This is a genomic window from Microbacterium sulfonylureivorans, from assembly GCF_003999995.1.
Taxonomy (GTDB): Bacteria; Actinomycetota; Actinomycetes; order Actinomycetales; family Microbacteriaceae; genus Microbacterium; species Microbacterium sulfonylureivorans.
The window spans coordinates 826,026-835,019 of the sequence record NZ_RJAD01000002.1 but is presented as its reverse complement, the minus strand read 5'-3'; the positions used below and the strand labels follow the sequence as shown (position 1 = coordinate 835,019).

Here is an 8,994-nt window from a genome sequence, read left to right as displayed (position 1 = left end):
TCGGCGGCCATAGCGAGAGGGAAACGCCCGGTCACATTCCGAACCCGGAAGCTAAGCCTCTCAGCGCCGATGGTACTGCAGGGGGGACCCTGTGGGAGAGTAGGACACCGCCGGACTTCCATTACCGGAATGGCCACCCAATGCAGGGTGGCCATTTCGCGTTAACTAGGCTGAGTCCAGCCACCGGGAAGGATCGAGAGCAATGGCCGACCAGGAGCCGCGCGACAGCGCAGCCGATCGCGAGCCGCGAGGACGCGCTGGAGACCGTCCTCCTCGAGCCCGCGACTCCGGCGCGAGCAAGTCGTACCCGAAGCGTGACGGTGGCAAGAAGCCTTATGTGAAGCGCGATGGCGATCACAAGCCGTACGCGAAGCGCGATGGCGACCGTCCCTACGCGAGCCGCGACAGCGACAAAAAGCCTTATGTGAAGCGTGACGGCGACCACAAGCCGTACGCGAAGCGCGATGGCGACCGTCCCTACGCGAGCCGCGACGGTGACAAGAAGCCTTATGTGAAGCGTGACGGCGACCACAAGCCCTACGCGAAGCGCGACGGAGACCGTCCCTACGCGAAGCGCGACGGAGACCGTCCCTACGCGAGCCGCGACGGCGACCACAAGCCCTACGCGAAGCGCGACGGCGACCACAAGCCCTACGCGAAGCGCGACGGCGACCGTCCCTACGCGAGCCGCGACGGTGACAAGAAGCCGTACGCGAAGCGCGACGGAGACCGTCCCTACGCGAGCCGCGACGGTGACAAGAAGCCGTACGCGAAGCGCGATGGCGACCACAAGCCCTACGCGAAGCGCGACGGAGACAGGAAGCCGTACGCGAAGCGCGACGGCGACCGTCCGTCGTACCCGAAGCGCGACGGCGACCGTCCCTCCTACAGCAGCGGGCGCAATGACCGTCCCGCCCGCGGGGGGGCGGATCGTCCGGATCGTGCACTCCGTCCGGAGGAGAACCGTCCGGTCCGCGCGCATCACGACGACCCGGTGATTCCCGACGCCATCACTCCGCACGACCTGAATCAGGGCGCTCGAAACGAGCTCAAGACCCTCAGCAAGGAGAACGCCGAGCAGGTGGCGCGTCACCTCGCGATGGCCTCGCAGCTCATCGATGAAGATCCTGAGCTCGCTCACCAGCACGCTCTCTCGGCTTCACGCCGTGCCGGCCGCATCGCGATCGTCCGCGAGACGCTCGCGATCACCGCCTACGCGACGGGCGATTACGCGCTCGCTCTCCGTGAGCTGCGCACCTACCGTCGCATTTCGGGCAAGGACGACCAGATCGCCCTCATGGTCGACAGCGAACGAGGCGTGGGTCGTCCGGATCGCGCCCTCGAGGTGGGCCGCAGCGTCGAACGCTCCTCCCTGCCCACCGACGTGCGCGTCGAGCTCGCCATCGCCATGTCGGGCGCCCGTCTCGACCTCGGCGAGCCGGAACGCGCTCTGTCCGAGCTCGACATCCCGGAGCTCGATCCCGACCGCGCCTTCGAATGGAGTCCCGCGCTGTTCGCTGCCCGCGCGACGGTCCTGGAGGAACTCGGTCGCGATGACGAGGCGGCACGCTGGCACGAACGTGCGCTGGTGGCGGCCGACGCCATCGACGCGGCGTCCGGCATCGGCGACCTCGAGACCGTCTTCGTCGACGAGGTCATCGAAGAGGGCGGCGACGAGTTCGACGAGGACTTCGCCCACGACGACGTTGCGGACGACGAGTCCGCTGAGACGCCGTCCGCCGGCGAAGAGTCAGATGACGACGATGACGACGTCGCGGGCGACACTCCGGACGAGGCGAACGAGGCGATGCCCGCCGACGAGGCATCCGATTCCGCCCCGGCTCTCACCGTCGAGGACGAGGTGGCCGAGATCCTCGCCGAGGCCGGCATCGACGACGCGGCGGACGAGACCGACGAGGCGGAAGGCTCCGACCGCTGATGCCGCTGTTCGGCCGCCGGTCTGAGCCTGCCGGCCCGCTCGACGGAGTCGACGTGGTCCTCGCGGATCTCGACGGCGTGGTCTACGCGGGCGCCGGCGCACTGCCCCACGCGGTCGAAAGCCTCAACCGTGCTCGCGAGGGACGCACGCTGGCGTACATCACGAACAACGCCTCGCGGACGGATGCCTCGGTCGCGGCGCACCTGACGGGGCTCGGTCTCGTGACCGCGGCCGACGAGGTCGTCACGAGTCCCCAGGCCGCCATGCGCCTCCTCGCCCAGCGCATCGCGCCCGGGTCGACCGTGCTCGTGGTCGGTGGCGACGGGCTCGTCGACGAGGTCGAGAAGGCGGGCTTCGTGATGACGCGCAGTGCGGAGGATTCTCCGGCCGCCGTCGTGCAGGGCTTCGCGCCAGAGGTCGGCTGGACGCAGCTCGCCGAGGCCGCGTTCGCCCTCAAGGTGCCGGAGGAGGAGGGCGGGATCCCCTGGATCGCGACCAACACCGACTGGACGATCCCGCAGGCGCGCGGGGTCGCACCGGGGAACGGCACGCTCGTGTCGGCGGTCCACACCGCGATCGGCCGGCTCGCGACCGTCGCAGGCAAGCCCGAGGTGCCGATCTTCGAAGAGGCCGTCGCCAGGTTCGGGGCGAAGCATCCGCTCTTCCTCGGGGATCGCCTCGACACCGACATCCTCGGCGCCAACCGCGCCGGCATCGCGTCGGCTCTCGTGCTCACCGGCATCGATCGACCCAAGCACGTGCTCGCCGCGCCGGCCGGCTCGCAGCCGACCTACATCCTCGGCGACCTCCGCGAACTCCACGAACCGTACCCGGAGGTGCGCCTCAAGGACGGCACGGCCACCGTGCGCGGAGCCTCGGTCGCTATCGACGGCCCCGACGTGCGGATCGTATCGGAGGGGGACCGCCCCATCGACCTCGTGCGCGCCGGTGCGGCCGCGATCTGGGGGAGCGGGCGCGCGATCTTCGGATTCCGTGTGCCGGAGCGCCTGTACGCGGATCCGTTCCACCGGCCCTGATCACGGCCCGCGGGGGAGGATCCCCGTATCCTGGGGGCATGGTCCCGCCCGACGAGCACGAGCACGAGAACGACCCCGGCGATCTGCTCTCGACCCTCGAGGTGATCGAGGCTCAGCCGCTCGCGACCCGCGCCGACGCCTACGACGCGCTGCACGACACGCTCGCACGCCGCCTCGAGGCCGCGCCCGGCGCAGCGGCCTCATGACCGCTCGCCTCGACGCAGCGCTGGCCGCTCGGGGACTCGCGCGCTCCCGCACCCACGCGGCGACCCTGATCTCCGAGGGGCTCGTGTCCGTCGACGGCACGACGGTCGTCAAGGCTTCGACCGCCGTCGCCGACTCCGCCGTGATCGAGGTCGCGGGGACCGATCACTACGTCAGCCGCGCCGCACACAAGCTCATCGCCGGCCTCGACGCGTTCGGCGTCGATGTCTCGGGTCGCCTCGCGCTCGATATGGGCGCGTCGACCGGGGGCTTCACGCAGGTCCTCCGCGAACGCGGCGCCGAGCCCGTCATCGCGGTGGATGTCGGTCACGGCCAGCTCGCGGCATCCGTCGCAGACGACCCCGGCGTGATCTCGATCGAGGGATTCAATGTCCGGCACATGACCCCGGAGTCGCTCGCCGAACAGAGCGGGATCGCCGGGCGGCCGTCGGTGATCACCGGAGACCTCTCCTTCATCTCGCTCTCGCACGTCCTGCCCGCGGCGCTGGCTGTGGCGGCCGACGACGCCGACCTCGTCCTGCTCGTCAAGCCCCAGTTCGAGGTCGGCCGCACCGCCGTCAAGGGCGGTCTCGTGACCAACCCCGATCTCCGGGCGGACGCGGTCGCCGGCGTGCTGTGGGCGGCGTGGGACGCCGGACTCGGCACCTGCGGCGTCGTCTCCTCCCCGATCCTGGGCACGCACGGGAATTCCGAGTACATCGCGCACCTCGCGCCGGGCCGCGGGAGCAATCCGACAGAATGGTTGAGCACCGTGAACCGACTGGCGGGGAGCCGATGACCAGCACCGACGCACGCGCCGAGCGCAGCATCCTCGTCGTCGCCCACGCCCACCGCGACGACACCGTGTTCGCCGCCGAGCGTGTCGTGGCCGCGCTGCGCGCGGGCGGGGCCCAGCCCGTGCTCGCCGCCGAGGACCGCGACGAGCTGTCGGCCGTGAGGCCGTCGCTCGGCGATGTCAAGGTGCTCGGCGACGACGTGGCCGTGCGCGACATCGAACTGGCGATCGTGCTGGGCGGCGACGGCACCATCCTCCGCGCGGCCGAACTCGTGCGCGACGGCACCGCGCCGGTGCTCGGCATCAACATGGGGCACGTCGGCTTCCTCGCAGAGATCGAGCGCGACGACATGGACGACGCCGTGCGCCGTGCGATCGATCACGACTACGAGGTCGAGGAGCGCCTCGCCCTCCAGGTGCGCGTGAAGGACTCCTCCGACTCGGTCATCTACGAGACGTGGGCGCTCAACGAGGCCACCGTCGAGAAGGCGAGCCGTGAGCGCATGCTCGAGGTGGTGATCGAGGTCGACGGGCGTCCGCTGTCGAGCTTCGGGTGTGACGGGGTCGTGGTCTCGACGCCGACCGGATCGACGGCCTACAACTTCTCGGCCGGCGGACCGGTCATCTGGCCGACGGTCGACGCGATCTCGGTGGTGCCGCTGTCGGCGCACGCGCTCTTCGCCAAGCCGCTGGTCGTCGGTCCCGAGCACGCGGTCGCCATCGAGGTGCTCGAGCGCACCAACGGCGTCGGCATCCTGTGGTGCGACGGCCGTCGTTCGCACGATCTGCCGCCGGGCGCGCGCGTCGTGGTGCGGCGATCCGATCGTCCCGTCCGCCTGGCGCGCCTGCACCCGGCATCGTTCACCGACCGTCTGGTGCGAAAGTTCCGACTGCCGGTCGACGGCTGGCGGGGGCCCGCCGCGATCACCGGGACGACGCCGTGATCGAGGAGATGCGTCTGCGCGACCTGGGCGTCATCGCGGAGGCGACGCTGCCGATCGGTCCCGGATTCACGGCCATCACGGGCGAGACCGGGGCGGGCAAGACGATGGTGGTGACCGGGCTCGGGCTCCTTCTCGGCCAGCGCGCCGACTCGGGCGCCGTGCGCGCGGGAGCATCGCAGGCCACGGTCGACGGCGTGTGGATCGTGCCCGAGTCGGGGGCCGTGGCCGCGCGCGTCCGCGAGGCCGGAGGCGACGTCGAGCCGCTCGGCGACGGCACGGCCGAGCTCTTCGTCGGACGCTCGATCTCGAGTGAGGGTCGCGGACGCGCCTCGGTGGGCGGGCGTTCCGCCCCCGCGGGCGTGCTCGCCGATCTCGCCGACGACCTCGTCGTGGTGCACGGTCAGTCCGATCAGCTGCGGCTGCGCACCACCGCCGCGCAGCGCGACGCGCTCGACCGCTTCGGCGGCGATCCGGTCCAGGCGGCGAAGGCGATCTACCGCGATGCGTACGAGCGGTGGCGAGCCGCCGACCGCGAGCTCACGGAGCTCACCACCGCCCGCGACGAGCGAGCCCGAGAGGCCGATGAACTGCGCGCGCAGCTGGCCGACATCAAGCAGGCCGCACCGCTGCCGGGGGAGGACGCCGAGCTCTCCGTCCGCGCCGAGCGACTCGCCAACGCCGAGGAGCTCCGCATCGCCGCGGCGACGGCTCACGATGCGCTCTCAGGTGAGGGTGACGCTCCGGATGCCTCCTCCCTCCTCGCGGAGGCACGACGGGCGCTCGAGCGGGCACACGACCCCGTCCTCGAAGAACTCGCGGGTCAGGTGGCCGACCTCGGGTATCGCGCGTCCGATCTCGCCGCGGCGCTGGCCGGATACCTCGCCGACCTCGACGAGACGGGTCCGCACGAGCTCGCCGCCGTCGAGGAGCGGCGCGCGGTGCTGTCGACGCTCATCCGCGCGCACGGGAGCCTCGACGACGCGATCGACCTGCTCGACACCGGTTCCGCCCGACTGGCCGAGCTCGACGACGACGGCGAGCGCGTCGAGCGGCTGGCGGAGGAGAGGGATGCCGCGGCATCCGCTCTCGACGAGGCCGCCGCGACGCTCACCGCCGCCCGCACCGCCGCCGCCGCGCGACTGGGATCGGCCGTCACGCACGAGCTGCACGCCCTGGCGATGCCCGATGCGCGACTGTCGGTCGCGGTGTCGCCCGGTGCTGAGACGGCCGCCGGCCGCGACGACGTGGCGATCCTGCTCGCCCCGCACAAGGGCGCGGATCCGCGTGCGGTCTCGCGCGGGGCGTCCGGCGGTGAGCTCAGTCGGGTGATGCTCGCGATCGAGGTCGTCATCGCCGGTGTCGACCCTGTTCCGACGTTCGTGTTCGACGAGGTGGATGCCGGCATCGGCGGCGCGGCGGCGATCGAGGTCGGTCGGCGGCTCGCCCGGCTCGCCCAGTCGTCGCAGGTCATCGCGGTCACCCATCTCGCCCAGGTGGCGGCGTTCGCCACCAATCATCTGACGGTGGTGAAGGCCGGCGACGGCTCGGTGACGGCATCCGACGTCCGCAGGCTCGAGGGAGCCGATCGCGAAGCCGAGATGGCGCGTCTGCTCTCGGGAATGCCCGACTCGGACGCCGCGCTCACCCATGCCCGTGAGCTTCTCGGCCTTCGCGCCGAGGCCGTCTGATCGGAAACGAGGACGACACGTGTGCGTTTGCTCAGCTTGCCGTCACCGACGTGGGATAGGATAAAAGCCCGTGATGCAGACTTCTGATTCTTTCCGCGGCGACACTTCGAACGACACCACCAGGCACATCTTCGTGACCGGGGGTGTCGTTTCCTCGTTGGGCAAGGGCCTCACGGCCGCCAGCCTGGGAAACCTGCTCACCGCCCGCGGCCTGCGCGTCGTCATGCAGAAGCTCGACCCCTACCTCAACGTCGATCCCGGGACGATGAACCCGTTCCAGCACGGCGAGGTCTTCGTGACCGACGACGGGGCCGAGACAGACCTCGACATCGGCCACTATGAGCGCTTCCTCGACATCGAGCTGAGCCAGGCCGCGAACGTCACCACGGGCCAGATCTACTCGCAGGTGATCGCGCGCGAGCGTCGCGGCGAGTACCTCGGCGACACCGTGCAGGTCATCCCGCACATCACCGACGAGATCAAGCGCCGCATGCGCCTGCAGGCGGACGAGAGCCCGAAGCCGGACGTCATCATCACCGAGATCGGCGGCACGGTCGGCGACATCGAGTCGCAGCCGTTCATCGAAGCCGCGCGACAGATCCGCCACGAGCTCGGCCGGCAGAACGTGTTCTTCGTGCATGTGTCGCTGGTGCCCTTCATGGGCGCGTCGGGTGAGCAGAAGACGAAGCCGACGCAGCATTCGGTGGCGGCCCTCCGCTCCATCGGAATCCAGCCCGACGCGCTGGTGCTCCGCAGCGACCGGCCGGTGACCGAGTCCAACAAGCGCAAGATCGCGCTCATGTGCGACGTCGACGAGGGCGCTGTCGTGAACGCGGTCGACGTGCCGAGCATCTACGAGATCCCGACGATGCTCAACGAGCAGGGCCTCGACGACTACATCGTGCGCGCGCTCGGTCTGAGCAAGGCCGCCGCCGTGGACTGGTCGCGCTGGGAGCGCGTGCTGCAGGCCGTGCACAACCCGAAGCACGAGGTCACGATCGGACTCGTCGGCAAGTACATCGACCTGCCGGATGCCTACCTGTCGGTCACCGAGGCGCTCAAGGCCGGCGGCTTCGCGCAGGAGACGCAGGTGAAGATCCGCTGGATCCCGTCCGACGAGTGCGAGACGCCGGAGGGAGCCGAACGGGCGCTGGCCCCGCTCGACGGGATCGTGATCCCGGGCGGATTCGGCATCCGCGGCATCGAAGGCAAGATCGGCGCGCTGAAGTTCGCGCGCGAGCAGGGCATCCCGACCCTCGGAATCTGCCTCGGCCTCCAGTGCATCGTCATCGAGTACGCCCGTCACGTCGCCGGCATCGAGGATGCCTCGTCGAGCGAGTTCGACCCCGACACGACTGCGCCGGTCATCGCCACGATGGAGGAGCAGGTCGACATCCTCGAGAGCGGCGACATGGGCGGCACCATGCGCCTCGGCCTGTACCCGGCCGACCTCGCGGAGGGGTCGATCGCCGCCGAGGTGTACGGCTCGACGCAGGCGTCCGAGCGTCATCGCCACCGGTACGAGGTGAACAACCGCTATCGCGACCAGATCGCCGCGGCCGGTCTCGTGTTCTCGGGGCTGTCCCCCGACCGCAACCTCGTGGAGTACGTCGAGCTTCCCCGAGAGGTGCACCCGTACTACATCGCCACGCAGGCGCACCCGGAGCTGCGCTCGCGGCCGACCGACGCGAACCCGCTGTTCCGCGGGCTCGTCGCCGCCGCCGTCGAGCGTCACAGCGCGAGCGAGCTGTTCGACGTCGAGAATGGCTGAGGCCCGCCCGGACGCCCGGCTCGCCGACGAGGCGGCCGAGTTCGACGTCGTCGCGAGCGACCTCGTCTACGAGGGTCGGGTGTGGGATGTCCGCAGTGACACCGTCGCCTACAACGGCGGCGAGATCGTGCGCCAGTACGTCGATCACCCGGGCGCCGCGGCGATCGTCGCCGTCGACGCCGATGACCGCGTCCTGCTGATCCAGCAGTACCGGCATCCGATCCGCCACTGCGACTGGGAGGTGCCGGCTGGCCTGCTCGACGTCGACGGCGAGTCACCGCTGGAGACCGCCCGACGCGAACTCGTCGAGGAGGCCGACCTGCACGCGGCGTCGTGGGAGCCGCTCGTCAGCATCTTCACCACGCCCGGCGGCAACGACGAGGTCGTGCACCTCTTCCTCGCCCGCCATCTCACGCCCGTCGGCGAGCCCCATGCCCGCGAGGACGAGGAGGCCGACATCCGCGTGGAGTGGGTGCCGCTCACCGAAGCCGTCGACGGCGTGCTCGCGGGCCGGCTGCGCAACGGCATCCTCGCCGTCGGCGTGCTGGCCGCCGCGGAGCGGCTGCGGCGCGCGGAGGCCGCCCAGGACTGACATGGGGCGCGCGGAGGTCTCAG

At 70.7% G+C, this 8,994-nt stretch carries 8 protein-coding genes and 1 rRNA gene; all 9 read left to right on the top strand.

Going from position 1 to position 8,994, the window contains the following annotated elements:
- A 5S ribosomal RNA gene (rrf, locus tag EER34_RS13550) occupies window positions 1–116 on the top strand.
- 86 nt (window positions 117–202) lie between these two features.
- Window positions 203–1,939, top strand: coding sequence for a primosomal protein (locus EER34_RS13545; protein WP_127475590.1), 1,737 nt, complete (start codon window positions 203–205; stop codon window positions 1,937–1,939).
- Window positions 1,939–2,976, top strand: a complete 1,038-nt coding sequence (locus tag EER34_RS13540; protein ID WP_127475589.1) for an HAD-IIA family hydrolase — start codon at window positions 1,939–1,941, stop codon at window positions 2,974–2,976. Before EER34_RS13545 ends, EER34_RS13540 begins: the two co-directional genes overlap by 1 nt.
- A 38-nt stretch (window positions 2,977–3,014) precedes the next feature.
- Window positions 3,015–3,182 (top strand): phage tail protein, encoded by a 168-nt coding sequence (locus EER34_RS17545; protein ID WP_164743559.1) that lies wholly within the window; start codon window positions 3,015–3,017, stop codon window positions 3,180–3,182.
- Window positions 3,179–3,979, top strand: a complete 801-nt coding sequence (locus tag EER34_RS13535) for a TlyA family RNA methyltransferase (RefSeq protein ID WP_127475587.1) — start codon at window positions 3,179–3,181, stop codon at window positions 3,977–3,979. Before EER34_RS17545 ends, EER34_RS13535 begins: the two co-directional genes overlap by 4 nt.
- Window positions 3,976–4,920, top strand: a complete 945-nt coding sequence (locus tag EER34_RS13530; protein WP_127475586.1) for an NAD kinase — start codon at window positions 3,976–3,978, stop codon at window positions 4,918–4,920. Before EER34_RS13535 ends, EER34_RS13530 begins: the two co-directional genes overlap by 4 nt.
- On the top strand, window positions 4,917–6,608 hold the full coding sequence (gene recN, locus EER34_RS13525; RefSeq protein WP_127475584.1) for a DNA repair protein RecN: 1,692 nt from the start codon (window positions 4,917–4,919) through the stop codon (window positions 6,606–6,608). The genes EER34_RS13530 and recN overlap by 4 nt, the downstream gene beginning before the upstream one ends.
- Window positions 6,609–6,681: 73 nt before the next feature.
- Window positions 6,682–8,379, top strand: coding sequence for a CTP synthase (locus EER34_RS13520; RefSeq protein WP_127475688.1), 1,698 nt, complete (start codon window positions 6,682–6,684; stop codon window positions 8,377–8,379).
- Window positions 8,372–8,971, top strand: a complete 600-nt coding sequence (locus EER34_RS13515; protein ID WP_127475582.1) for an NUDIX domain-containing protein — start codon at window positions 8,372–8,374, stop codon at window positions 8,969–8,971. Before EER34_RS13520 ends, EER34_RS13515 begins: the two co-directional genes overlap by 8 nt.
- The last annotated feature ends 23 nt before the right edge of the window (window positions 8,972–8,994 follow it).

Excerpts from the sequence above, each read along its gene's own strand:
- EER34_RS13515 (WP_127475582.1), top strand. The coding sequence starts at position 8,372 with ATGGCTGAGGCCCGCCCGGACGCCCGGCTCGCCGACGAGGCGGCCGAG.
- EER34_RS13520 (WP_127475688.1), top strand. The coding sequence starts at position 6,682 with ATGCAGACTTCTGATTCTTTCCGCGGCGACACTTCGAACGACACCACC.
- EER34_RS17545 (WP_164743559.1), top strand. The coding sequence starts at position 3,015 with ATGGTCCCGCCCGACGAGCACGAGCACGAGAACGACCCCGGCGATCTG.
- EER34_RS13530 (WP_127475586.1), top strand. The coding sequence starts at position 3,976 with ATGACCAGCACCGACGCACGCGCCGAGCGCAGCATCCTCGTCGTCGCC.
- EER34_RS13540 (WP_127475589.1), top strand. The coding sequence starts at position 1,939 with ATGCCGCTGTTCGGCCGCCGGTCTGAGCCTGCCGGCCCGCTCGACGGA.
- EER34_RS13545 (WP_127475590.1), top strand. The coding sequence starts at position 203 with ATGGCCGACCAGGAGCCGCGCGACAGCGCAGCCGATCGCGAGCCGCGA.
- EER34_RS13535 (WP_127475587.1), top strand. The coding sequence starts at position 3,179 with ATGACCGCTCGCCTCGACGCAGCGCTGGCCGCTCGGGGACTCGCGCGC.